This is a genomic window from Streptomyces sp. T12 (assembly GCF_028736035.1).
GTDB lineage: Bacteria > Actinomycetota > Actinomycetes > Streptomycetales > Streptomycetaceae > Streptomyces.
This window is the reverse complement of sequence record NZ_CP117866.1, coordinates 6,454,066-6,477,303: the sequence shown is the minus strand read 5'-3', so window position 1 is coordinate 6,477,303 and position 23,238 is coordinate 6,454,066. Positions and strand designations below refer to the sequence as shown.

Annotated in this window: 24 protein-coding genes and 1 pseudogene; 7 read left to right on the top strand and 18 right to left on the bottom strand. The window is 70.0% G+C overall.

Annotated elements, in window-relative coordinates; all coding sequences use genetic code 11:
- Positions 1-9: 9 nt before the first annotated feature.
- Positions 10-666, bottom strand: coding sequence for a tRNA (adenosine(37)-N6)-threonylcarbamoyltransferase complex dimerization subunit type 1 TsaB (gene tsaB, locus PBV52_RS29410; protein ID WP_274242392.1), 657 nt, complete (start codon positions 664-666; stop codon positions 10-12).
- 115 nt (positions 667-781) lie between these two features.
- Between tsaB and PBV52_RS29405 the strand changes: the two genes are divergently transcribed.
- Positions 782-1,336, top strand: a complete 555-nt coding sequence (locus PBV52_RS29405) for a hypothetical protein (protein WP_274242390.1) — start codon at positions 782-784, stop codon at positions 1,334-1,336.
- A gap of 124 nt (positions 1,337-1,460) precedes the next feature.
- Here the strand turns inward: PBV52_RS29405 and PBV52_RS29400 are convergent, their stop codons facing one another.
- The 5 genes from PBV52_RS29400 to PBV52_RS29380 all read right to left on the bottom strand — a co-directional run bounded on the left by PBV52_RS29400 (position 1,461) and on the right by PBV52_RS29380 (position 5,808).
- Positions 1,461-1,634 (bottom strand): hypothetical protein, encoded by a 174-nt coding sequence (locus tag PBV52_RS29400; RefSeq protein WP_274242388.1) that lies wholly within the window; start codon positions 1,632-1,634, stop codon positions 1,461-1,463.
- A gap of 133 nt (positions 1,635-1,767) precedes the next feature.
- Entirely contained in the window at positions 1,768-2,313 is a 546-nt protein-coding gene (gene tsaE, locus PBV52_RS29395) for a tRNA (adenosine(37)-N6)-threonylcarbamoyltransferase complex ATPase subunit type 1 TsaE (RefSeq protein WP_274242386.1), read from the bottom strand.
- The gene (locus PBV52_RS29390) at positions 2,279-3,520 is read right to left on the bottom strand and encodes an alpha/beta fold hydrolase (RefSeq protein WP_274242384.1); all 1,242 of its coding nucleotides are present in this window, start codon (positions 3,518-3,520) and stop codon (positions 2,279-2,281) included. Before PBV52_RS29390 ends, tsaE begins: the two co-directional genes overlap by 35 nt.
- 177 nt (positions 3,521-3,697) lie before the next feature.
- The gene (gene alr, locus PBV52_RS29385) at positions 3,698-4,861 is read right to left on the bottom strand and encodes an alanine racemase (RefSeq protein WP_274242383.1); all 1,164 of its coding nucleotides are present in this window, start codon (positions 4,859-4,861) and stop codon (positions 3,698-3,700) included.
- Positions 4,862-4,950: 89 nt separating this feature from the next.
- Positions 4,951-5,808 carry a L,D-transpeptidase gene (locus PBV52_RS29380; protein ID WP_274242382.1) on the bottom strand — a complete coding sequence of 286 codons (858 nt, stop codon included), beginning with the start codon at positions 5,806-5,808 and terminating at the stop codon, positions 4,951-4,953.
- A 146-nt stretch (positions 5,809-5,954) separates the two neighbouring features.
- On the opposite strand from PBV52_RS29380, the gene PBV52_RS29375 reads away from it, so the two are divergent.
- Complete coding sequence (locus PBV52_RS29375; protein ID WP_274242381.1) at positions 5,955-6,326, top strand: holo-ACP synthase; 372 nt, start codon at positions 5,955-5,957, stop codon at positions 6,324-6,326.
- Between the two features lie 25 nt (positions 6,327-6,351).
- Here the strand turns inward: PBV52_RS29375 and PBV52_RS29370 are convergent, their stop codons facing one another.
- Positions 6,352-7,497 carry a hypothetical protein gene (locus PBV52_RS29370; protein ID WP_274242380.1) on the bottom strand — a complete coding sequence of 382 codons (1,146 nt, stop codon included), beginning with the start codon at positions 7,495-7,497 and terminating at the stop codon, positions 6,352-6,354.
- 166 nt (positions 7,498-7,663) lie between these two features.
- Here PBV52_RS29370 and PBV52_RS29365 point away from each other — a divergent pair, with 166 nt between their 5' ends.
- Both PBV52_RS29365 and PBV52_RS29360 read left to right on the top strand, forming a co-directional pair.
- A complete protein-coding gene (locus tag PBV52_RS29365; RefSeq protein ID WP_274242378.1) occupies positions 7,664-9,100 on the top strand; it encodes an NAD(P)H-hydrate dehydratase in 1,437 nt (478 codons plus the stop codon).
- A 60-nt stretch (positions 9,101-9,160) separates the two neighbouring features.
- Complete coding sequence (locus PBV52_RS29360) at positions 9,161-10,342, top strand: FAD-dependent monooxygenase (RefSeq protein ID WP_274242377.1); 1,182 nt, start codon at positions 9,161-9,163, stop codon at positions 10,340-10,342.
- Here the strand turns inward: PBV52_RS29360 and PBV52_RS29355 are convergent.
- The 3 genes and pseudogenes from PBV52_RS29355 to PBV52_RS29345 all read right to left on the bottom strand — a co-directional run.
- Positions 10,337-10,660, bottom strand: a complete 324-nt coding sequence (locus PBV52_RS29355; protein WP_274242376.1) for a hypothetical protein — start codon at positions 10,658-10,660, stop codon at positions 10,337-10,339. The two genes, PBV52_RS29360 and PBV52_RS29355, sit on opposite strands and share 6 nt — an antisense overlap.
- 120 nt (positions 10,661-10,780) lie before the next feature.
- Positions 10,781-11,737: a hypothetical protein gene (locus PBV52_RS29350; protein WP_274242375.1), complete on the bottom strand. Its 957-nt coding sequence runs from the start codon at positions 11,735-11,737 to the stop codon at positions 10,781-10,783.
- An 80-nt stretch (positions 11,738-11,817) separates the two neighbouring features.
- A pseudogene (locus tag PBV52_RS29345) lies at positions 11,818-12,048 on the bottom strand (ATP-binding protein); the annotation flags it as partial.
- A 101-nt stretch (positions 12,049-12,149) separates the two neighbouring features.
- On the opposite strand from PBV52_RS29345, the gene PBV52_RS29340 reads away from it, so the two are divergent.
- Positions 12,150-12,362 (top strand): DUF397 domain-containing protein, encoded by a 213-nt coding sequence (locus tag PBV52_RS29340; protein ID WP_274242374.1) that lies wholly within the window; start codon positions 12,150-12,152, stop codon positions 12,360-12,362.
- On the opposite strand, the gene glmS is transcribed toward PBV52_RS29340, so the two are convergent.
- The 3 genes from glmS to PBV52_RS29325 form a co-directional block, all read right to left on the bottom strand.
- Positions 12,323-14,170: a glutamine--fructose-6-phosphate transaminase (isomerizing) gene (gene glmS, locus PBV52_RS29335; protein ID WP_274242373.1), complete on the bottom strand. Its 1,848-nt coding sequence runs from the start codon at positions 14,168-14,170 to the stop codon at positions 12,323-12,325. The genes PBV52_RS29340 and glmS overlap by 40 nt on opposite strands.
- A 177-nt stretch (positions 14,171-14,347) precedes the next feature.
- Positions 14,348-15,169 carry an ABC transporter permease gene (locus PBV52_RS29330; RefSeq protein ID WP_274242372.1) on the bottom strand — a complete coding sequence of 274 codons (822 nt, stop codon included), beginning with the start codon at positions 15,167-15,169 and terminating at the stop codon, positions 14,348-14,350.
- On the bottom strand, positions 15,166-16,176 hold the full coding sequence (locus PBV52_RS29325) for an ATP-binding cassette domain-containing protein (RefSeq protein ID WP_274242371.1): 1,011 nt from the start codon (positions 16,174-16,176) through the stop codon (positions 15,166-15,168). The genes PBV52_RS29330 and PBV52_RS29325 overlap by 4 nt, the downstream gene beginning before the upstream one ends.
- A 201-nt stretch (positions 16,177-16,377) precedes the next feature.
- Between PBV52_RS29325 and coaA the strand changes: the two genes are divergently transcribed.
- Together coaA and PBV52_RS29315 are read left to right on the top strand one after the other, a co-directional pair.
- On the top strand, positions 16,378-17,346 hold the full coding sequence (gene coaA, locus PBV52_RS29320; RefSeq protein WP_274242370.1) for a type I pantothenate kinase: 969 nt from the start codon (positions 16,378-16,380) through the stop codon (positions 17,344-17,346).
- A gap of 47 nt (positions 17,347-17,393) precedes the next feature.
- Positions 17,394-18,341: a DUF389 domain-containing protein gene (locus tag PBV52_RS29315; RefSeq protein WP_274242369.1), complete on the top strand. Its 948-nt coding sequence runs from the start codon at positions 17,394-17,396 to the stop codon at positions 18,339-18,341.
- On the opposite strand, the gene PBV52_RS29310 is transcribed toward PBV52_RS29315, so the two are convergent.
- The 5 genes from PBV52_RS29310 to PBV52_RS29290 all read right to left on the bottom strand — a co-directional run bounded on the left by PBV52_RS29310 (position 18,338) and on the right by PBV52_RS29290 (position 23,237).
- Positions 18,338-18,859 (bottom strand): hypothetical protein, encoded by a 522-nt coding sequence (locus tag PBV52_RS29310; RefSeq protein WP_274242368.1) that lies wholly within the window; start codon positions 18,857-18,859, stop codon positions 18,338-18,340. The two genes, PBV52_RS29315 and PBV52_RS29310, sit on opposite strands and share 4 nt — an antisense overlap.
- A gap of 189 nt (positions 18,860-19,048) precedes the next feature.
- Positions 19,049-20,407 carry a phosphoglucosamine mutase gene (glmM, locus tag PBV52_RS29305; protein ID WP_274242366.1) on the bottom strand — a complete coding sequence of 453 codons (1,359 nt, stop codon included), beginning with the start codon at positions 20,405-20,407 and terminating at the stop codon, positions 19,049-19,051.
- Positions 20,408-20,603: 196 nt separating this feature from the next.
- Positions 20,604-21,125, bottom strand: a complete 522-nt coding sequence (rpsI, locus tag PBV52_RS29300; RefSeq protein WP_030950653.1) for a 30S ribosomal protein S9 — start codon at positions 21,123-21,125, stop codon at positions 20,604-20,606.
- Positions 21,126-21,167: 42 nt separating this feature from the next.
- On the bottom strand, positions 21,168-21,611 hold the full coding sequence (gene rplM, locus PBV52_RS29295; RefSeq protein ID WP_030046395.1) for a 50S ribosomal protein L13: 444 nt from the start codon (positions 21,609-21,611) through the stop codon (positions 21,168-21,170).
- Between the two features lie 327 nt (positions 21,612-21,938).
- Entirely contained in the window at positions 21,939-23,237 is a 1,299-nt protein-coding gene (locus tag PBV52_RS29290) for a glycosyltransferase family 87 protein (protein ID WP_373921919.1), read from the bottom strand.
- Position 23,238: the final 1 nt, after the last annotated feature.

The following is a 23,238-nucleotide window of genomic DNA, read 5'->3' as shown; positions in this document are numbered from 1 at the left end:
GCTGTCCTGTCACTTGGGGGTGACCACCTTGTAGTTCTTGGGGACCTGGGCGTCGGGCCGGCGCAGGTACAACGGCCGGGGGGCGGGAAGTTCCTCACCCGCCGCCAGCTTCTCGGCGGCCAGCCCGGCGAGGGCCGCCGCCGACACGTGCTCGGGCTCGTGGGCGCTTGGGAAGGTGTCGGGGTACAGCAGCGCGCCCGCGCCGACGGCGGGCAGGCCGGCGACCTGGTCGGCGATGTCGGCGGGCCGGTCGACGGCCGGGTCGGTCAGGCGCGTACGGGAGTCGGCGTAGCGGGCCCAGTAGACCTCCTTGCGCCGGGCGTCGGTCGCCACGACGAAGGGGCCCTTCTCGATGTCGGCGGCGTACGCGAGGCCGTCGAGCGTGCACACGCCGTGCACGGGGACGCCGAGGGCGAGTCCGAAGGTGTCGGCGGTCATGAGACCGACGCGCAGCCCGGTGTAGGGGCCGGGACCGATGCCGACGACGATGCCGGTGACGGCGTCGAGCTTGAGGCCGGTCTCGGCGAGGATCCGGTCGACGGCCGGCAGCAGCAGCTCGCCGTGCCGGCGCGCGTCCACCTGGCTCGACGAGGCGATGACGTCCGTGCCGTCGTGCAGCGCGACGGTGACGGCGGGGGTGGCGGTATCCAGAGCGAGCAAGAGCACGCAAACAGCCTACGGCGCTCTCGCCCCAGGAAGCGCCGCCCCGGCGGCACGCCTGACGGCTGCTACGGTCGGGCTTGATCACGACGTACGACGCGAACGACGGAGGTGGGCGACGGTGGCAGGCAGCAGCTCCTCATTCGTGGCGGGGCTCACCGTGGCCGCCCTCGCGACCGTCGGCTTCCTCGCCTACCAGGCCCAGGCCGGCGTCCCCGCCGGCCTGGGCAAGCCCCGAGCGAGCAGCTCACCCGCGGTGAGCGCCGCCAAGGGGCCGCGCGAGGGGACGGGCCCCGGCGCGCTGCCCGCCGGGTCGGGTACGGGTGTGCGGGTCGTGTACGCGCTGGACGACGACCGGGTGTGGCTGGTCGGCGAGGGCGACACGGTCAAGCGCACGTTCCGCGTCACCGCCGGAACGGTCGACCCGGCACCGGGCGTCTACTCGGTCACGTCCCGCTCCAACGCGGTCACCGGCACCGACGGCGCCGCCATCGAACACGTCGTCCGCTTCACCAACGTGCAAGGCGTCACCATCGGCTTCAGCGCAGCCGTCGACGGCTCGACCCCCCGACCCAACCCGACCGTGAGGACGGGCGGCATCCGCGAGTCCCGAGCCGACGGAGCCGCGATGTGGGACTTCGCGACGATCGGCCGAACGGTCGCAGTACTCCGCTGACCCAGCACGAGCGAAGCACCCTGAAGGGGCGCGGGGCTCTATCACTACGCGGCTCTACCGCGCGGACGCGACACGACGACGCCACACACGAACGACAACACATCGCGGCTCCACCAGCGGAGCGCTACGCCGCTTCGCGATGCCCGTGATCGGCAGCCGGCCGCGGCGCCTCCGGCTCGGGAAGGCGCGGCGGTGTCGAGATCACGTCCGCGGCGGCACCGGCCGCCAGCAGATCACGCATGGACACCCCGGCGACCACGTGCGGCCGCTGCTGGACCTTGTTCTCCGAAGCCGACATGAACGCCTCCTGGGGCCGGGAGGGGGCGTAGTTAGGTAGACCTAACTACGAACTGGATACCATGTGACCACGCGCAAGACCGCAAAAGCAATATCTTGCCGACGTCTTGTCGGAATGTTCACCCAGCGCCGACTCACGTGGACAGCACGCTGAGGTCCACCGCCGCCCACCGCTCCCCGAGCCCGGTCACGATCACCTGCCGCACCTCGTCGGTCTCCGGGGGTCCGGGGGTCGCCCCCCGGGAAGATGCAGTCCCGACGGCCCGGTGGATCACGACCTGCAGCCGTTCCTCCGTCAGCTCCTCGACCTTGCCCTCGCCCCACTCCACGACGATCACCGACTCGGGCAGCGAGACGTCGAGGTCGAGGTCCTCCATCTCGTCGAGGCCGCCGGACAGCCGGTAGGCGTCGACGTGGACGAGCGGCGGACCGTCGCCGAGGGAGGGGTGCACGCGAGCGATCACGAAGGTCGGGGACGTGACCGCTCCCCTGACTCCCATCCCCTCGCCGAGCCCCCGGGTGAGCGTCGTCTTGCCCGCGCCGAGCTCCCCGCTGAGCATCAGGAGGTCGCCCGCGCGCAGCAGCTTGGCGAGGCGGCGGCCCAGTTCCCGCATCTGGTCGGGAGAAGTGACGGTCAGCTCGAGGTCACCCGCGTTGTGCGGTGCTGCTGGTGCTTCCATAGCCACTTACGGTAGCCCCTGCCGGCACGGCACCCGAGCGGGTGAGCAGGTCGGCCAGGCGGTCGGTGACCACTTCCGGATGCTCCAGCATCACCAGGTGCCCGGCGTCCGGCACCAGGACCAGCTCGGCGTCCGGCAGCCGATCGGCGATCGCCTCGCTGTGCTCACTGGGCGTGACGAGGTCGCCCACACCGGCCAGGACGAGCACGGGCATCTCCGTGAAGAGCCCGAGCGCCTCGGTCTTGTCGTGGTCGGCGAAGGCCGGGTAGAACTCCGCGACCACGTCGATCGGCGTTCCCTCGATCATCCGCTCGGCGAACCGGGCGACGGCCGGGTCGACGTCCCGTGACGAGAACGAGTACCGCTTGATGATCCCCGCGAACAGGTCGGCGGTGGCCCGACGCCCCTTCTCCACCAGCTCGGCCCGCTGCCCCAGCGCCTTGAGCACGCCCGGCAACACGCGCCGTACCGCATTCACACCGGCGACGGGCAGCCCGAAGTTGACCTCGCCGAGCCGTCCGGACGACGTACCGACGAAGGCGGTGGCGACGACCCGGTCGCGGATCAGCTCCGGGTACTGGTCGGCCAGCGCCATCACCGTCATGCCGCCCATGGAGTGCCCGACCAGCACGATCGGCCCCTCGGGCACGGCGGCGTCGATGACGGCCTTCAGGTCGCGCCCGAGCTGCTCGATGTCGACCGGTACCCCGTCCTCGACCTGGGCCACACCCCGGCCGGACCGGCCGTGGCTGCGCTGGTCCCAGTGCACGGTGCGGACGACGCCCCTCAGCGCGGCGCGCTGGAAGTGCCAGGAGTCCTGGCTGAGGCAGTAGCCGTGGCTGAAGACGACAGTGACGGGAGCCGGCGCCTTGCGCCCGAAGAGCCGTCGCCGGCGCGGGGTGAGGGCGGGGGCGGCCTCGGGGTCGATGTCGTCGACCTCGTAGTACAGCTCGGTGCCGTCGTCGGCGTACGCCTTGCCGGGCATGCCGCGCAGCGAGCCGTACGGGCCGGTTGAGTCGAGGGCGAGGCGGGCCTTCTGCCGCATGCCCCGGCCCACGGTCATCCGCTCTATGGCGACGCCGGCGGCCGCCCCCGCCGCGATCACGCCTATCGCCGCACCGGCGATACCGGTCGCCCTGCGCCAGTTCGCGGCCGCCCCCGTGGCGGAGGCGACGGCCGCGATGGCCTCCGCGCTGCTCTCGCTCACGTACCGCTCCTCGTCGCTGGGTCTGGTGGTGCCGGTGTGGCATGAGTGCTGGATGGTGCAGGTGTTGTTCGAAACGGTGTTCCGCTACGGGTTACCCGTCTTGTTCCTCATTCACCTGGATGCATTCGGATAGACGCATCACATGGAGGCATCACAGGGACGCATCACACCGACGCATCACACGGACGCATTCCTATAGACGCGTGGAACGCGCGTTCCGATCCGCGTGACGATTTCGTAGGAGATGGTGCCCGCGGCCTGTGCCCAGTCCATGGCGGTGGACTCGCCCCGGTCGCCGGGCCCGAACAGGAGGGCCTCGCTGCCCGCCGGGGGCTCGTCGCCGCCCAGGTCCAACACGAACATGTCCATGGCGACCCGGCCGGCGATCGTCCGCAACTTGCCGTCGACCAGCACCAGGCTGCTGCCCGAGGCCTGCCGCGGAATGCCGTCCGCGTAGCCGACCGGCATCAGGCCGAGGGTGGTCTCGCCCGGGGTGATGTAGTGATGGCCGTAGCTGACGCCGTGGCCGCCGGGGACGCGCTTGACGAGGGACAGCGAAGCGCTGAGCGTCATCACCGGGCGCAGGCCGAAGTCCGCCGGGGTGCCCAGCTCCGCGCTGGCCGAGACGCCGTACATGGCGATGCCCACGCGGACCATGTCGAAGTGGCTCTCGGGCAGGGTGAGGGTGGCCGCCGAGTTGGCGATGTGCCGCACCTCGGGCCGTACGCCCTGCTGCTCGGCGTAGGCCGTCATCTCCCGGAACAGGGCGAGCTGGGCGGCGATGGACGGGTGCCCCGGCAGGTCGGCACACGCGAGGTGCGAGAACACGCCGACGATCCGGACCAGCCCCTCGGCCTCCGCGCGCAGCGCCGCCGCGACGACTTCGGCCCAGTCCTCGCCGGGCTGGCAGCCGTTGCGGCCGAGGCCGGTGTCGGCCTTGAGGTGCACGCGCGCGGGGCGTCCCGCCGCCCGGGCGGCCTCGGCGACCTCCCGCACGTCCCACATGCTGCCGAGCGAGACGTCGATGTCGGCCTCGATCGCCTGCTGCCAGGGCGCGCCCGGCACCCACAGCCAGGCCAGGATGCGACCGGGAAGCCCGGCCGCGCGCAGTTCGAGGGCCTCTTCGACCGTGGTGGTGCCGAGCCAGCTCGCGCCCGCGGCGAGGGCCTCACGGGCGCAGGTCACCGCGCCGTGGCCGTACGCGTCGGACTTGACGACGGCCATCACGGCGGCACCCTGGGCACGGGCGCGCAGGTTCTGCACATTGGCGCGCAGGGCGCCCAGATCGATCTCGGCGCGTGCGCGCACGGCAGCGGTCGGCACAGCAGCTGTCTCACTCATCGCGTCCCCTAGTCTCTCAGAGGCCGCCAGTCTCTCAGAGGCCGCGAACGGCCCCCGGGCACTTCCCCCCTACGAGCCCTCGGGCGCGCTCAGGCACTGGGCCGCCGCCCCCACACGTAGACCTTGTCGTTCTTCTTCAGCACCCGCCACAGCTTGCGGGCGTCGTCCAGGAGCATATTGACGCAGCCCATCGAGCCGACGGGGGTGAAGATGCTGGCGTAGACGCCGTGGAAGGCCTGTCCCCCGCTGAAGAACTGGGAGTAGGGCATGGGGCTGTTGTACAGCGACGAGACGTGGTTCTTGTGCCGCCAGTAGACCGCGTGCCACCCGGTGCGCGTCCCGTACCCCTCCCGTCCGCTGCGGATGGGCACGGGCCCGAACACGACGTCCTTGCCGTCCTGCACCCAGGTCAGCTGCCGGTCGAGGTCGACACAGGCGACCCGGTACCGCCGTACCGGGCACTTCTTGTCGGCGTTCGGGTTCTTCCCGGCGGTGACGAGCTGCATGGTGGCCCAGGTCACCGGCCCGGCGAACCCGATGGCGGGCTTGATCTTGTGCTTTTCCTGAAAGTCGCGGATGGCCCGGCAGTCGGCGGCCGACTGCTCCCCGTCCACCGGCAGCTTCAGCCACTGCTCGACCTGCCGCTGCCGCGGGCCCGTCTCCTCGCTGCACTTCACGCCCCCGAGGGTGTCGATGGGGTCGACGTACTCCACGCGGTCGTACGCCTCCTGCGGCGCGTCCTGCGGCTCGACGGCGTCCTCCTCGGCGCTGGGCGTGTACACCTCCGGCGCCACCGCCTGGTCGGGCGTGTCCATCTGCCACAGCGGGAGCAGGTCCAGGGGGATCCCGGGCACGAGCTCGGTCTGCGGTGCGGAGTCCGGGGGGACGGGGTCGGCCGACGCGCTGCCCACGGGCAGCAGGGTGGCCGCGGCGAGTACTACGGCCATGCTCCGACATGCGATACGTCCGCTGATCATGCGCACAGGGAAGCGTGAGGGCCCGCCGGGCGGGAGGTGCCGCGCGGCGGCGTCACCCTAACGAGGAGCGGGAGGCCGGCATCGGTGAGCGGGAGGCCGACCGTAAGGTGCTCGGCATGAGCATCATCGGGGTCGGTATCGACGTGGCCGAGATCGACAGGTTCGAGGCGGCGCTGCAACGCACACCTGCGCTGGCCGAACGGCTGTTCCTGGAGAGCGAGTTGCTGCTGCCCAGCGGTGAACGCCGGGGCATCGCCTCGCTCGCCGCCCGCTTCGCCGCCAAGGAGGCCCTCGCGAAGTCACTGGGCGCACCCTCGGGCCTGCTCTGGACGGACGCCGAGGTCTTCGTCGAGGACAGCGGCCGGCCACGCCTGCGGGTGACGGGGACGGTGGCGGCACGCGCGGCCGAACTGGGCGTACGGTCCTGGCACGTGTCGCTGAGCCATGACGCCGGGGTGGCGTCGGCGGTGGTGGTGGCGGAGGGCTGAGCCTGCGCCACCACGCACTCGGCGGTCAGCAGATCGACTGGCTCGTGTTCACGCGGGTGATGTTCCGGAACGTGGTGTTCTCACCACAAGGGCTCTCCCTGATGGCCGAGTTGGTCACGGTCAGGTTCTGGACGGTGATGTCCCGGTTGTTCGGGAACTCCGACCGCGCCGCCAGCCGCAGCTCACCGCCGCCTGTGACGGTGCCGCTCTGGGCGGCGAGGCTGACGTTGTAGCAGTTCTCGATCAGGACCGAGTTGTTGCCGGTGTTGGAGAGGGTGACCCGGTCGATGACGGCCCCGCCGCTCTCGGACACGCAGAACACCCCGCGCCCGCCACCGCGCGCGATGACCTCGCCCACCCGGATGTTGGTCGGATAGGAACTCCCCACCCGCCCGTTCCGGTTGGCCATGCGGAAGGCGGCGTATCCGGTGCCCGCCCCCGCGTTCTCGGCGTCCACCTTGGTGACGGTGGCGTTGATGGTCTGGTTGAGCAGCAGACCCGACTCGCCCACGTTCCGCGCGGTCACCGTCCCGATGGTGAGGCCGTCGACGCCGTACGTCTCCACGGCGTGGCTGGAGGCCCCGGAGACGTACACGTTGTCGATCCGGACGTTCCGCGTCCACTGGCTGGTGTCGCCCCGGTTGTCGATCCGCACGCCCAGCCCCGCGGACAGCCGCATGTCGATCTGCCCGAGAACGACGTTCTGCACGTTCCGCAGGAAGATCCCGTACAGCGGGCTGCCGGTGAGGTTCAGGTGCTGCACCTCGACGTCCCGGGTGCCGCGCGAGTAGACGGGCGCCTGGTCGCCGGAACCGCTGCCGGTGACGTTGATGGTGCCGCAGACGTCGAGCGCGGTGTAGCTCGGCAGGGAGATGCGCGACCCGGCGGACACGGCTCCCGAACCCCGCACCACCACCCGCTCCTTGGCGGTACGCCCGGAGGTGAGGCTGTTGACGGCCGCCTGGACGGCGGCCCGCATGTCACCGCCCGTATAGACGGTGCTGCTGCCGCGCCGCGCGGTCCAGGTGCTGCCGCTGAGGACGGCTTCGGCCTGGTAGGAGCCTTCGCCGCAGGCGGCGGCCACGGCGGGGGCGGGGGCGGTGAGGGTGCCGACGACGGTGAGGACAGCGGTGGCACCGGCGACAGCGAGGAGGGCGGCTCTGCGTCCCATGAATACGGCTCTGCGTCCCATGAGGGGCTTCCTCTCATAGAACCGATCTCATCGAATCCGTTTCGACTGAATCGATTCATCCTGTGGGGGCCGGAGAGTTTGGCAAAGGCACGGCAAAGCGTCAATGGATGCGACGGGCTTCGCCGGGTACGGGAGACTCGGTCGCATGCGGACTGCGTACAGCGTGGAGACGGTAAGGGCGACCGAGCGGGAGCTGATGGCACGGCTTCCGGACGGGGCACTGATGCAACGGGCGGCGGCCGGACTCGCCGCCGCCTGCGCGGATCTGCTGGGCCGGGTGTACGGCAGCCGGATCGTCCTGCTGGTCGGCAGCGGCGACAACGGCGGCGACGCCCTGTACGCCGGGGCCCGACTGGCCAGGCGCGGGGCGGGAGTTACGGCGATCCTGCTGAACCCCGAGCGGGCGCATGCCGGGGGGCTGGCGGCGTTGCGCCGGGCGGGCGGCCGGGCGGCGGGTGTCGATACCGCCGAGGAGTTGATCGAGCGCGCGCATCTGGTCGTCGACGGGATCGTCGGGATCGGCGGCAAGGGCGGGCTCCGTCCGGAGGCGGTACCGCTGGCCGCCGCGGCCGAGCGCTCGCGGGCCGCCGTGGTCGCCGTGGACCTGCCGAGCGGCGTGGACGTGGACACGGGCGAGGTACGCGGCGCCGCGCTGCGGGCCGACCTCACCGTCACCTTCGGCACGCACAAGCCGGGGCTGCTGATCGATCCGGCGCGGGAGTACGCCGGGGTGGTACGGCTGGTGGACATCGGTCTGGCGCTGCCGAACGACGCGGTGGAGCTGGAGGCGCTGCAACACGACGACGTGGCACGGCTGTTGCCGAGGCCGGCGGCGGAGTCGGACAAGTACCGCCGGGGGGTCGTCGGCATCGCGGCCGGTTCGGCTCGCTATCCGGGCGCCGCCGTGCTCGCGGTCGCGGGGGCGCTGCGGGGCGGGGCGGGGGCCGTACGGTACGTCGGTCCGGCCGGGGACGCGGTGATCACCCGCTTCCCCGAGACGCTGGTGTCGGACCGGGGACCGAAGAAGGCGGGGCGCGTGCAGGCCTGGGTGGTCGGCCCCGGCGCCGGAGACGACGCGGCGACGGTGGCGGAGGTGCTGGCGACGGACGTCCCGGTGCTGATCGACGCGGACGGGCTGCGGCTGGCGGACGCCGAGGCGGTACGGGGCCGTACGGCACCGACCCTGATGACCCCGCACGCCGGGGAGGCGGCGGCGCTGCTGGGGGTGGCACGGGAGGAGGTCGAGGGGGCTCGGCTGGCTTCGGTGCGGGAGTTGGCGGCGCGTTATGCGGCCACCGTGCTGCTGAAGGGGTCGACGACGCTGGTGGCCGACGCGGGGGGCACGGGGGCGGTACGAGTGAATCCGACCGGCACGTCCTGGCTGGCCACGGCCGGCAGCGGGGACGTGCTGTCGGGATTGGCGGGATCGCTGCTGGCGACGGGGCTCCCGGCGCTGGATGCTGCGAGCGTGGCGGCGTATCTCCACGGCCTGTCGGCGAGATTCGCGGCGGACGGGGCGCCGGTGGGGGCGCATGACGTGGCCGAGGGGATTCCGGGGGCCTGGCGGGATGTACGGGGCTGAGCAGAGGGCGATACGGCGGCGTTCTGTCTCACGGGGCCGGTGTCCCGTCGGGGGCGTCGCATGAGGGCGATCGTGGTCGGAGCAGGCATCGGAGGACTGGCCGCGACACTGAGCCTGCGCCGCGCGGGTGTCGAGGTGACGCTGGTCGAGCAGACGGCGCGCTTCACGGACGTGGGCGCCGGAATCCAGCTCGCCCCCAACGCCACGCGGGAGTTACGCCGACTGGACGTGCTGGACGCGGTCGCCGCCCGGGCCGCCCGCCCTGCCCACGTGAGCTTTCGCACCTGGTCGGACGGGTCGGAGATCTGCCGCTACGCGCTGGGCCGCGAGGCGGAGGAGGAGTTCGGGGCGCCGTATCTGGTGGTCCACCGGGCGGACCTGCACGGCGCCTTGGCCGCCGCGGTGCCACGGGAGGCGGTACGCCTGAACACGACGGTCGTCGCGATCGGCCAGGACGACGACTACGCCCAGGTGATGACGGCGACGGGCGAGCGCCTGACCGCAGACCTCGTGGTGGCGGCGGACGGCATCCGATCCGCGGCTCGCCAGTGGCTCTTCGGCAAGGACGAGGCGGTCTTCTCGGGAACGGCGGCATACCGGGCCCTGTTGCCGGCCGAGGAAGTGACCGACCTGGGCCTCCCCCCACTCGCCGTCTGGCTCGGCCCGGACCGCCACTTCGTCCACTACTGGGTGCGCCGCGGTGAACTCCTCAACGTCGTGGCCGTGTTCAGCACGAAGGCGCCGGCCCAGGAGTCGTGGACGGCGAAGGCGGATCCCGGCGAGCAAATGCGCGAGTTCGCCGGCTGGGACCCCCGGGTGCTGAGCGTCCTCGAACGCGCGGGCCAGGTGTACCGCTACGGCATCTACACCCGCACCCCGCTCCCCCGCTGGAACGTCGGCCGGGTGACCCTCCTCGGCGACAGTGCCCACGCGATGGTTCCGTTCCAGGCGCAGGGGGCGGCCCAGGCGATTCTGGATGCGGCGGTATTGGGCGATGTCCTGGCGAGGGTGACCCCGGCCGAGGTGCCCGACGCACTCGACGGGTACGTCCGCCGACGGCTGGCGGGGGCCACGGGCATGCAGGCCCGCTCCGCGCGGGCGGGCGGGGAGTTCCATCTGCCGGACGGGCCGGAGGCCGAGGCACGGAACGGGCGTATGGCGGCGTATGCGGCCGAGCACAGGTTCATGCCGCAGGCGTCGGCTTGGCGGGTGGACGTACTGGAGGAAAAGCAGGCGCTATGAGCAGCGCGTGATCGTCAACAGCTCCTCGGCCGTCGTGGCCGTCAGCGATCGGTCGAACCAGAGGGCGAGCGTATCGAGGTCAGTGCACGAGGTGATGCGCTCCCGCGCACCCTCGGGGACGGGGATGCCGTGCTTCTCCAGGACGCGCAAGATCCCCGAGACGCGGGCTTCGGCCAGACCTTCGGCGTACCCGGCGGCCCACTCCTCGGCGTATCCCGGCGGCCAGTTCTCGATCTTGCCCCGCAGATACGCGATGTCCCAAGGAGACAGGCTCTCCCGCTTGAGGATCTCCTTGTACCTTCCGTGAAGTTCGGCCATGGCCTTCTCAGGCGCGAGCCCCAAGGCCATGGCTGCCATAAGCGAAGTGAAAATACCTGCGATTTCCTCTCGCAGTTCCGGGTTCATGTCTTGCTGACTGCCTTGCAGTTCTGTCAATGCTCAGGCCTGTTCAGGACTGGTCCCCGGAACCTCCGGGTCCTCGGCGAACAGGTCCTCGGCCCGCTCGACCGTACGGGACCGCTCCAGCCAGGCGTCCATGCGATCGAGGTCGGTGCAGTTGGTGATGCGCTCACGCACACTGTCCGGTACGGGGATGCCACGTACCTCCAGGACGAGCAGGATTCCCTTGGCCTCGCCTTTGGCCTCGCCTTTGGCCTCGCCTTTGGCCTCGCCGTCGGCCTTGCCTTCCAGGTAAGCCGTCTCACGGACCGTTCCCCGACCGGGGAAGTAGCTGACGAACGTCGACATGATTGCCTTCCATTTCTCTCCGGCTGGAGTCTTACCCAGGGTGACTTCGAGGAAGTCGAAGAAGTACTTGGCGGTGGCAGGATCGGTATCAAGGAGTTCCTGAAGGGCTCTGCTGATGGCCTCCAGTATGGCGTCGCAGTCGCGGCTACGGGCGTGTGCCAAGGCGGAGAGCACTGCCAGTGGGAGGTTCTTCGCCGCGGTCCGGGCGTCGGTGATCACCGGTAGGTTGTCCGGTCCGGCGACCAGCGGATACGTCCGCAGAGCCGTCCAGCCGCTCGTGCCGCAGTCGAAGGGACCGGCCGCCCACTTGGCCGTGGCTCTGTCCTGGCAGACGACGAGAAGCAGTACGGGTAGCCCGTACTTCGCCTGGAGGTAGCCGATGTAGTACGCCCAACTCCACTCCTTGCCCGCGACCTTGCCCGACTGCGCCTCGACGGCAAGCAGGAAGTCCTCGCCGTCGGACGGGCCGATGCGCAGCACGGTGTCCACGCGTCGTTCCAGCGGCCGGGTCTCCGTCACGTCCGTCGTGACGGCGTCCACGGTCGCCTTCGCGGATAAGGGGACGCCCAGCGCCCCGAACACGGGAGCCAGGATCTCGGGCCGCTCCTGAAAGATGCGGTGCATGCCCTCGTGAGCTGATGTGACCATGTGTGCAACCTTGATGGCGTGTTGGACCGTAGATCCAGATGATCGGGATACGTTCACTCTTTCGAGCGGCGAGCAAACGTTCACGCAACCGAGGTCAACTCGCACCACACGTACTTGCCCCGGTTGGCGTCCCTGGTCAGCGGCTGCCACCCCCACAGGTCGGCACACGCCCGGACCAGCGCCAGCCCCCGCCCCTCCTCGACCTCCCCAAGCTTGACCAACTCCCTGGGCGGCTCAGGCGGTTCCGGATCCGCATCCCACGCCCCGATCCGCAGCACACCGGCCGACCAGCGCACGCGCAGGGCAGCAGGGCAGCAGGGCGCCCTTAGTGTGAAGTGAAAGCAGTATCGCTAGGCCCTGAACGGTCGCGTGACTTCATCAACAGCCTGACGAAGGAGCTGTGAGGCACCCCATGGACAACTGGCGGAAGTCGTCCTACTCAGGTCCAGATGACGGCAACAACTGCGTGGAGATCGCAACCTCCCCCACCCACATCGCCGTCCGCGACTCCAAGACCCCGGCCAGGGCAACCCTCACCTTCCCGACCGGAGCCTTCGCCCCCTTCCTCGACGCCCTAAAGTCGGCTCACTCCACCGTCACCGACTTCGCCAGGTTCCGAGGCTGATCCACCTCGTTCCCCCGAGCCGTGGCCAACTCACACGCGAACACCTGCAACGGCACCGTCGCCACAAGCGGCTGGAGCAAGGTCGGCGTAGCCGGAATCCGGATCAGGTGATCCGCATACGGCGCCACCGCCTCGTCCCCCTCCTCCGCGATCACGATCGTCCGCGCACCCCGAGCCCGGATCTCCTGGATGTTGGAGACGATCTTGTCGTGCAGGACGGACCGCCCCCGGGGCGAGGGCACCACCACGACCACCGGCAGGTCGTCCTCGATCAAGGCGATCGGCCCGTGCTTCAGCTCCCCCGCCGCAAACCCCTCGGCGTGCATATAGGCGAGTTCCTTCAGCTTGAGCGCGCCCTCCAGCGCCACCGGATACCCCACGTGCCGGCCCAGGAACAGCACCGTGTTCTTGTGGGCAAGTGACCGGGCCAGCTCCCGCACCGGCTCCATGGTCTCCAGCACCCGCTCGACCTCACCACCGATCTTCGCCAGGTCCCGCACCACCGCGTGGATCTCGTCCCCCCACTTGGTGCCCCGCACCTGCCCCAGATACAGCGCGACGAGATAGCAGGCCACCAACTGCGTCAGGAACGCCTTGGTGGACGCAACCGCAACCTCGGGACCGGCATGCGTGTACAGCACCGCATCCGACTCCCGCGGAATCGTCGACCCGTTGGTGTTGCAGATCGCCAGCACCCGGGCCCCCTGCTCACGGGCGTGCCGTAGCGCCATGAGCGTGTCCATGGTCTCGCCGGACTGGGAGATCGCGATCACCAGGGTCTGCTGATCGAGAATCGGATCCCGGTACCGGAACTCGCTCGCCAGCTCCACCTCGCACGGAATCCGGGTCCAGTGCTCGATGGCGTACTTGGCGATCAACCCGGCGTGAAAGGCCGTACCGCAGGCGACGATGACGACCTTGTCGACCTCCCGCAGCTCGGAGGCGCTGATCCGGACCTCGTCCAGCGTCAGGGAGCCGGCGGTGTCGATGCGCCCCAGCAACGTATCGGCGACCGCCTTGGGCTGCTCGGCGATCTCCTTGAGCATGAAGTAGTCATAGCCCCCCTTTTCCGCCGCGGCGGCGTCCCAGTCGATGCGATACGACCGCACATCCGCCGGCCGCCCGTCGAACCCGGTGACGGTCACCCCGTCCCGCCGCAGCTCCACCACCTGGTCCTGCCCCAGCTCGATCGCCGACCGCGTGTGGGCGATGAACGCGGCGACGTCCGAGGCGAGAAAGGCCTCACCCTCCCCAACGCCCACCACCAGCGGCGAGTTCCGCCGCGCCCCCACCACCACATCGGGTTCGTCCGCGTGCACGGCGACCAGCGTGAACGCCCCCTCCAGCCGCCGGCACACCAGTCGCATGGCCTCGGCGAGGTCGGCACAGGCCGAGAACTCCTCGGCGAGCAGGTGAGCCACGACCTCGGTGTCCGTCTCGGACCCCAGCTCATGCCCCCGCTCCTCCAACTCGGCGCGCAGGCAGGCGAAGTTCTCGATGATCCCGTTGTGCACGACGGCCACGCGCCCGGCGTTGTCGAGGTGCGGATGCGCGTTGGCATCCGTCGGTCCGCCGTGCGTGGCCCACCGCGTGTGCCCGATGCCCGTCGTCCCGGTCGGCAGCGGCCGCTCCGTCAGTTCCTTCTCCAGATTGACGAACTTGCCGGCCTTCTTCGCGGCCGCCAGCCCCCCGTCCGCCAGCACGGCGACACCCGCCGAGTCGTACCCCCGATACTCCAGCCGCTTCAGCCCGGCCATCACGATCTCAAGGGCCGACTGCGACCCCACGTATCCCACGATTCCGCACATGCGCGGCAGCCTACGACCGAACTCCGCTCAGAAAAGGCCGTTGCGTGCCCGATTTCGGAAATTCCCACCTCACTTCGGTAGGGCGGCGGCAGGCCACACGGCCCCTGCTCGCCGCCGGGCATCGATTGCCCGGCCCGGTCGGTCGGTGGTTCGGGCGACCGACCGACCCACGCAGCCTCACGCCTTGGCCCGATAAGCCCTCATGGCCAGCGGATAGAACACCATCGCGATCCCCGCAGCCCACACCAACGACCACAACACCGGCTCCGCCACCGCCCCGCCCAGCAACAGCCCCCGGAACGCGTCGGACAGATGCGTCACCGGATTGACGTCGCTCCACGCCTGCAACCACCCCGGCATGGTGTCCACCATGACGAACGCGCTGCTGGTGAAGGTGATCGGGAAGATGATCGTGAAGGCGAACGCCTGCACCTTCTCCGCATCCCCCGCCAGCATCCCGATCAGCACCGCGCTCCAGGACACGGCCGCGGCGAACACCACCACCAGCAGGGTGCCGAGCAGGAACCCGCCGAGCCCGCCGGTGATCCGGAAGCCGAGCAGCAGACCGAGGCCGATCATCAACAGCAGCGCCCACACGTGCTTGGCGAGATCCGCGGTGATCCGGCCGATGAGCGGGGCGGAGCGGGCTATCGGCAGGCTGCGCAGCCGGTCGAAGACGCCCTTGGTGAGGTCGGTGTTGAGGGCCATCGCCGTGTACATCGTCATGAACAGGGTGTTCTGCACGATGATCCCGGGCAGCGCGTACTTCAGATACGCCTCGGGCGATCCGGCCATCTGCCCGCCCAGCACATACGTGAAGAGGAACACGAACATGATGGGCGTGATGCTGTAGTCGACCAGCTCCAGCGGGTTGTGCTTGACCGCGACCAGGCTCCGCCAGGCCATCGTGAAGGTCTGCCGCAGCCCGTCGAGCGGCCGCACCCGGCCCGACTTGGTGACCGGAGCCGTGACGGTCGTACTCGCGGTGGTGGCGGTCATGGCCGAGTCACCGCCTTCTGAAGCTCGGCGTCCTCGTCCCGTACGGCCGCTCCGCCGTTGCCCTCGGGCGCGCCGGGCTCGGCGCGGTGACCGGTCAGCGCGAGGAAGACCTCGTCGAGCGACGAGCGGCGCAGGGCGAGTTCACCGACCGCTATCCCCTCGCGGTCGAGCGTGCGTACGACCGCCGGCATCAGCTCGGGGTCCTTCACCGGGGCGGTGATCGTCTCGCCCTCGATCCGGGCCTGCGGACCGGCGGCCCCGGCCACCAGCAGATGCGCCCGCGCAAGGTCCTGCTCCGCCACCGGCCGCAGCTCCAGCACCTGCCCCCCGACCTGGGACTTCAGCTGATCCGGGGTGCCCTCGGCGATCACCCGGCCCTTGTCGATCACGACGATGTCGTCGGCGAGTACGTCGGCCTCGTTCAGATACTGCGTGGTCAGCAGGGCGGTCGCACCGTCCGCGACCAGGCCCCGCAGCAGGTCCCACAGCTCACTGCGGCTGTGCGGGTCCAGGCCGGTGGTGGGCTCGTCGAGGAAGAGGATGCTGGGCCGGCCCACGAGGCTGGCCGCGAGGTCCAGGCGCCTGCGCATGCCGCCGGAGAAGGTCTTCACGGCCCGCCCGGCCGCCTGAGTCAGGTGGAAACGCTCCAGCAGCTCACCCGCCCGCGCCCTGGCCGCCCGCCTCGGCAGTCCCAGCAACCGCCCGATGAGCAGCAGGTTCTCCGTGCCGGTCAGGTTCTCGTCCACCGCCGCGTACTGCCCGGTCAGCCCCACCATGGCGCGTACGACCCCGGCCTCCCGGACCACGTCGTGCCCGGCCACCCGCGCGCTGCCCCCGTCGGGCCTCAGCAGCGTGGCGAAGATCCGCACCGCCGTCGTCTTCCCCGCACCGTTGGGCCCCAGCAGCCCGAGCACCGAGCCTTTGCGGGCCCCGAGATCGACACCCGCCAGCGCCTCGGTCTCCTTGAACCGTTTGACCAGACCTTCCGCCTCTATCGCATACGTCATGGGTCGCCCCTCGGGGGTTCGGTTCAGTGGACCCCGGCCCGGGCCCACCCTCCCCACAACTGTGACGCACGCCACTGACATTCCCCTCCTTGTCCCATTTCCTCCCGAAAATGACCGAGACGAGGACCCGCGTGACGGATCCCACCTCACCGCCTGTTCGTACTCCCGTAACAATGGACTGTGATCTCTCCGGTCTCCTCGATGCCCCGGAGCGCCCACCGGCAGCGGCCGGAGGCGACTCCTTACGTCGACCTCACCCGCGCCGAGTGGAGCGCGCTGCGCGACAAGACCCCGCTGCCGCTCACCGCGGAAGAGGTCGAGAAGCTGCGCGGCCTCGGCGACGTCATCGACCTCGACGAGGTCCGCGACATCTACCTCCCGCTCTCCCGCCTCCTCAACCTCTACGTAGGCGCCACCGACGGCCTGCGCGGCGCCCTGAACACCTTCCTCGGCGAACAGGGCTCCCAGTCCGGCACCCCGTTCGTCATAGGAGTCGCCGGTTCGGTCGCCGTAGGAAAGTCCACGGTCGCCCGCCTCCTGCAGGCCCTGCTCTCCCGCTGGCCCGAGCACCCGCGCGTCGAGCTGGTCACGACGGACGGCTTCCTGCTCCCCACCAAGGAGCTTCAGGCCCGTGGCCTGATGTCGCGCAAGGGTTTCCCCGAGTCGTTCGACCGCCGCGCCCTGACCCGCTTCGTCGCCGACATCAAGGCGGGCAAGGACGAGGTCACGGCCCCCGTCTACTCCCACCTGATCTACGACATCGTCCCGGACCAGAAGCTCACGGTCCGCCGCCCCGACATCCTGATCGTCGAGGGCCTGAACGTCCTGCAGCCCGCCCTCCCCGGCAAGGACGGCCGCACCCGGGTCGGCCTCGCGGACTACTTCGACTTCAGCGTGTACGTCGACGCCCGCACCGAGGACATCGAGCACTGGTACCTCAACCGCTTCAAGCGCCTGCGCGAGACCGCCTTCCAGAACCCCTCCTCGTACTTCCGCAAGTACACCCAGGTGTCCGAGGAGGAGGCCCTCGACTACGCCCGCACGATGTGGCGCACCATCAACAAACCCAACCTCGTGGAGAACATCGCCCCCACCCGAGGCCGCGCCGCCCTCGTCGTCCGCAAGGGCCCGGACCACAAGGTCCAGCGCCTGAGCCTGCGCAAGCTGTAGGACCATCGGGGCGTGAGCCCGTAACGCGGGCCTGTTAAAAAGGCGTCATGCTGCATCTGCGCCTGATCACCCCGGCCGACAGGACCGACGACGTGGTCCGCCTGATCGAGAAGACGGTCGGCACCACACACCTCGTCGTACTGCCGGACGCCGCCCGCAACCCCGCGGGGGACCTGGTCCTGTGCGACGTCGCTCGCGAGGCGGGCGACGAACTCCTCACCGGGCTGCAGGAGTTGGGCATCCAGGAGCGCGGGTCCATCGCCGTCGAGAACATCGACCTGTCGCTGTCCAAGCGCGCCGACAAGGCCGAGACGGAGGCGCCCGGCGAAGGCGCGGACGCGGTGCTGTGGGAGCACCTGACCGATGCGACGCACGAGGAGTCGACGCTCTCCATCACCTACCTCGCCTTCATCACCCTCGCCACGATGATCGCGGCCTGCGGTGTCGTCCTCGACAACGCGATCCTGATCGTGGGCGCGATGGCGGTCGGCCCGGAGTTCGGGCCGCTGGCGGGCTTCAGCACGGCGGTCGTACAGCGCCACCCGCGCCTGGCGGTGCGCTCGCTGATCGCGCTGATCGTGGGCTTCGCGGTGGCGATGGCGGTGACGGTCGGATTCAGCCTCTTCATGGACGCGATCGACCTGTTCCACGAGTCCGACCTGGAGGGCGAGCGCCCCAACACCGCCTTCGTCTACGCCCCGGACGCCTTCTCCTTCGTGGTGGCGGTCCTGGCGGGCATCGCGGGCACCCTCTCCCTGACCTCGTCCAAATCCGGCGCCCTGGTGGGCGTGGCCATCTCGGTGACGACGGTCCCGGCGGCGGCCAACGCGGCGGTGGCCCTGAGCTACGGCGACACCAGCCAGACGATCGGCTCCACCAACCAGCTCCTGCTGAACCTGCTGGGCATCGTCCTCGCCGGCACGCTCACGCTGCTGGCCCAGAAGTGGCTGTGGTCCACCCAGCGCGAGCGTCCGGCGAAGACGGGCGGCGTCTAGAAGCGCGATTCGCAGTCCGCGGCGATGATGTCACCGACGTCGCGTTGGACGATGTCGGAGCCGCCGTCACAGGACACCGTGTCGTTGCCGGCCACGCCGTCTCTCACACCGATCGTGTCGTTGGCGCTACCCGTCCTCACGATGTCGCTTCCCGCCCCTGCGTCGACGACAGTGCGGACCGCGAGGCCCTGCCCCCGGAACCTGTCGCTCAGGTCACCCAGCCCGATCGAGAGCCGGACGGTGTTGGCGAGGGAGCCGCATTCGACGGTGGTGGCGGACACCGGAAGACAACCTGGTCCCGCCGCGATACCCGAGGTGTCCGTAAGCCGCAGCCGGCCGTTGACGACGGTGGCCGTCACATCGTTCACCGCGCCGGCGCGCGCACTGAGGATGGCGTTGCCGAAAATATGGAACGCAGTGGAGCCGGGGGTCTGCGCCGCGGCCGGAGTGGCGAACGAGGTGACGAGGAGACCGGCGGCCAAGGCCGGCACGGCCGCGCGTTTCAGGGTGCTGCTCACTGTCTTCATGCTGCGTTTCTCACTTCCGTCGAGGGGCACGCCGCGCAGGGGCGGCCTCGACGCCAGTGAAACAACGCGTGATCATTCCGGCACTCTTTGTTACGGCCATGGGGTGACGGACATCTCGTCGCAGCGGCATGGGGCATCCGGGGCAGAAAGCGGACCTGCCCCGGACGACGTTCCGCGGAACTAACCCAGCGCCGACTTCACCGCATCGGCAAGCCGCCCGGCGACCGACCGTGCCTGGTCGATGTCGGCGGCCTCGACCATCACGCGCACCAACGGCTCGGTCCCCGAAGGCCGAAGCAGCACCCGCCCGGTCTCCCCCAGCTCCCGCTCCGCCTCGGCGACGGCGGCGACAAGGTCGGCCGACGTCTTCACCCGCGCCCTGTCCACATCCGGCACATTGATCAGCACCTGCGGCAGCCGCTCCATCACCGCCGCGAGGTCCCGCAGCGTACGCCCGGTCTCCGCGACTCGCGCGGCCAGCATCAGCCCGGTCAGCGTGCCGTCACCGGTGGTGGCGTGATCCAGCACGATCACATGCCCGGACTGCTCGCCGCCCAGCGCGAAGTCCTTCTCCTTCATCTCCTCCAGCACATACCGGTCGCCGACCGCGGTCTGCACGAGGTGGATCCCCTCGCGCTCCATCGCCAGCTTGAAGCCGAGGTTGGACATGACGGTCGCCACCACGGTGTCGGACCGCAGAACGGACCGCTCCCGCATCGCCAGCGCGAGCACGGCAAGGATCTGGTCGCCGTCGACCTCCGCACCGGTGTGGTCCACGGCGAGGCAACGGTCGGCGTCACCGTCGTGCGCGATACCGAGGGCGGCACCCTGCTCGACGACGGCGGCCTTCAGCTTGTCCAGATGCGTGGACCCGCAACCGTCGTTGATGTTGAGCCCGTCCGGCTCGGCACCGATGGTGACGACCTCGGCCCCGGCCCGCGTAAACGCCTCCGGCGACACGCGCGCCGCAGCACCGTGCGCCTCGTCGAGGACGATCTTCAACCCGTCCAGCCGGTTGGGCAGCACGCCGAGGAGGTGGGCGACGTAGTCGTCGAAGCCTTCCTCGTACGACCGCACGCGCCCGACCGCCGCACCCGTCGGCCGCTCCCACGGCTCACCGTGCCGATGCTCGTCGTAGACGAACTCGATACGGTCCTCCAGTTCGTCCGCGAGCTTGTGGCCACCGCGGGCGAAGAACTTGATGCCGTTGTCGGGCATGGCGTTGTGGCTGGCGGAGAGCATGACACCGAGGTCGGCGCCGAGCGATCCGGTCAGGAAAGCCACCGCCGGCGTCGGCAGCACACCGACCCGCAGCACGTCGACACCCGCACTCGCCAGACCGGCCACCACGGCGGCCTCCAGGAACTCCCCGGACGCACGCGGGTCCCGTCCGACCACCGCCTTCGGCCGGTGGCCCTCGAAGGTGCCCGCCTCGGCCAGTACGTGCGCTGCCGCCACGGACAGACCGAGCGCCATCTCGGCCGTCAGATCCGCGTTGGCGACGCCACGCACGCCGTCCGTGCCGAAGAGTCGTCCCACTTGTCCTCCTGAGGAAGCATCAGTTTCCGGAGATCGTCCGATCATCCCATCGTCCGATCACACGAGCCCACAGGCACACGAGCACATCAGCCTTTGAACACCTTGTGCCGTTATACGCCCAAGCCTGTGAGAAAACGAACGCCCCGGCGGCACTGTGGCGTGCCGCCGGGGCGTTCGGACGTACAGGCAGCGAGGCTTAGCGCTTGCTGTACTGCGGAGCCTTGCGGGCCTTCTTCAGACCGGCCTTCTTGCGCTCGACCGCACGGTCGTCGCGCTTGAGGAAGCCGGCCTTCTTCAGCGGGCCGCGGTTGTTGTCGACGTCGGCCTCGTTCAGGGCGCGGGCGACACCGAGACGCAGCGCACCGGCCTGACCGGAGACACCGCCACCGGCGATGCGGGCGATGACGTCGTAGCGGCCTTCGAGCTCAAGCACCTTGAAGGGCTCGTTGACTTCCTGCTGGTGCACCTTGTTGGGGAAGTAGTCCTCAAGGGTGCGACCGTTGATCTTCCACTTGCCGGTGCCCGGAACGATCCGGACGCGGGCGATGGCGTTCTTGCGACGGCCCAGGCCGGCGGCCGGCTGGGGCTCGCCGAAGCGGGACGCGAGCGACTCCGAGGTGTACTCGCCCTCGACGGGCACCTCGGACTCGGTGGTGTAGCTGTCGATGTCGACAAGCTCAGTCTCTTCGACCGGCTGCTCAACGGTGGTCTCGGCCACGATTCTCCTCAGATTCTCTTCAGTCTTAGGGGGTGGCCGGACTTACTGCGCGACCTGGGTGATCTCGTACGGCTGCGGCTGCTGCGCGCCGTGCGGGTGCTGGTCACCCTTGTAGACCTTCAGCTTCGAGAGCATCTGACGGCCCAGAGTGTTCTTGGGGAGCATGCCCTTGACGGCCTTCTCGATGGCCTTCTCGGGGTTCTTGTCGAGGAGCTCGTCGTAGCGGACGGAGCGCAGACCACCCGGGTAGCCGGAGTGGCGGTACGCCATCTTCTGGGTCCGCTTGTTGCCGGACAGGTGCACCTTGTCGGCGTTGATGATGATGACGAAGTCACCGGTGTCGACGTGGGGCGCGTAGATCGGCTTGTGCTTGCCCCGCAGGATGGAGGCGGCGGTGCTGGCGAGACGGCCCAGGACGACGTCCTGAGCGTCAATGACGTGCCACTGGCGCGTCACATCGCCGGGCTTGGGGCTGTACGTACGCACGGTTCGTAGCCTTCGCTTCGAGTGAATGGTCCTGAACAGGTCACCGAAACGATCACGACAGCCTGAGCCACTGCGGCGACGCATACCGCGTACGTGGGGTTGCTGGTCATCGGCCCGGTGGACCGGTGTAAGGGCCCGTCCCGTGAGAATGAGCAAGCCAATACACAACGAACATGCAGGATACCTGCGGCGCCCGGGCCGGGTCAAAATGGCTTGGCTGCGGCTGGCCCTCGCTGTCCGGTAACCAGCGTAGACGCTCCATCCGGGGGCTGCCGCCCGCAGGCGTGCGGGAAGCGGCCCGCGGGCACTGTGAGGCGACACCGACGCTCATTCCCCCGCCCCGCGCACCCCCGGGGGCCTGGAGGCGGAGCCCCCGGCGGGGTCCAGGGGCTGAGCCCCTGTCGGGGTCGAAGGGGCAGCGCCCCTGGAGGACGGGACGGGTAGGGGCGGCGGGGGCGAGGAAGCCCGGCCGGACCCGAAACAGCGCACCCCCACCGTCACCGCCAACCCGCACAACGTCACCGCATCCCGGAAAGCCCGCCGCTGAACCATCTCCAGATAAGGCCAGGTCACACCGGGAAGCTGCGGCACCAGCGCAAGCCAGAACCAGACCCCCCGGGCAACCGCCCCCTCACACGGCAGCCCCGCAAGCAGCACCGGCACCACGACGAGCAGATAGTGGTCGTACGACGGCCTGGAGACCAAAAACGCCGAGAGCATCAACATCGCCGCGGTCTCCGCGAGACACAGCGAACCGCTCGGACCACTCGGACCGCTCCCCTCACACCCCCGGCGCCACCGCCGATACGCACACCCCACCCCCAGCCCCGCCGCCGCCATCGCGATCCCCCCGGCCACCGCCCCCGGCACCCCCACCCTCGGCAGCACCGCAACCAGCGACGCCTCATACAGCCGCACAAAGCCGTCGTCGCCACGCAACAGAAACGGCAGCGTGCGAGTGAAGAACCCCACAGGATCCGGCAGCAGCAGCGCCGCCCCCACGGATGCCACCACCGGCACCCCGACCATCACCACCAGCCCCCGCCACCGCCCCGCGAACACGAACAACAGCCCCACCGGCGCCAGCAACGGCTTCAGCGCGACCGCCGCTCCGATCACCACCCCCGCCGCCACCCACCGCCCCCGCCCCGCCAGCAACAACCCCAGCGGCAGGGCGAGCGCCGCCGTCGCCGTCCAGTTCCCCAGCAGAACAAGGTGGGCGAACGGCGCGAACCCGACCGCGAGGCCGATCAGACCAAGGACGGCGAAGCGGCTGCGCAGGCCGACGCCGTGCAGACGCAGCGCGCAGCCCCAGCCACCCACCAGGCACCCGGTCACCACCACCGGCACCGCCACGGCCAGCACACTCCGCTCGATCACCGCCTGAGGAGCCGCCGCCAGCACCGCGCTCGGCAAATAGAGGAAGTGGGGGTCGTCATACGGCGAACCCCCGGCCAGCCAGACCCGTGCCGCCCGCACGACGATGGCGTTGTCCATCCCTCCGTCCGAGGTCACACGCGCCGTACGCATCACAAGAGCGCCCAGTACGGCCCCGAGCACCACCCACAGATGCCAGGTCGCCCGCCGCACCAACCACCCAGAGATGTCGCTTTTGTACTCGCTCACC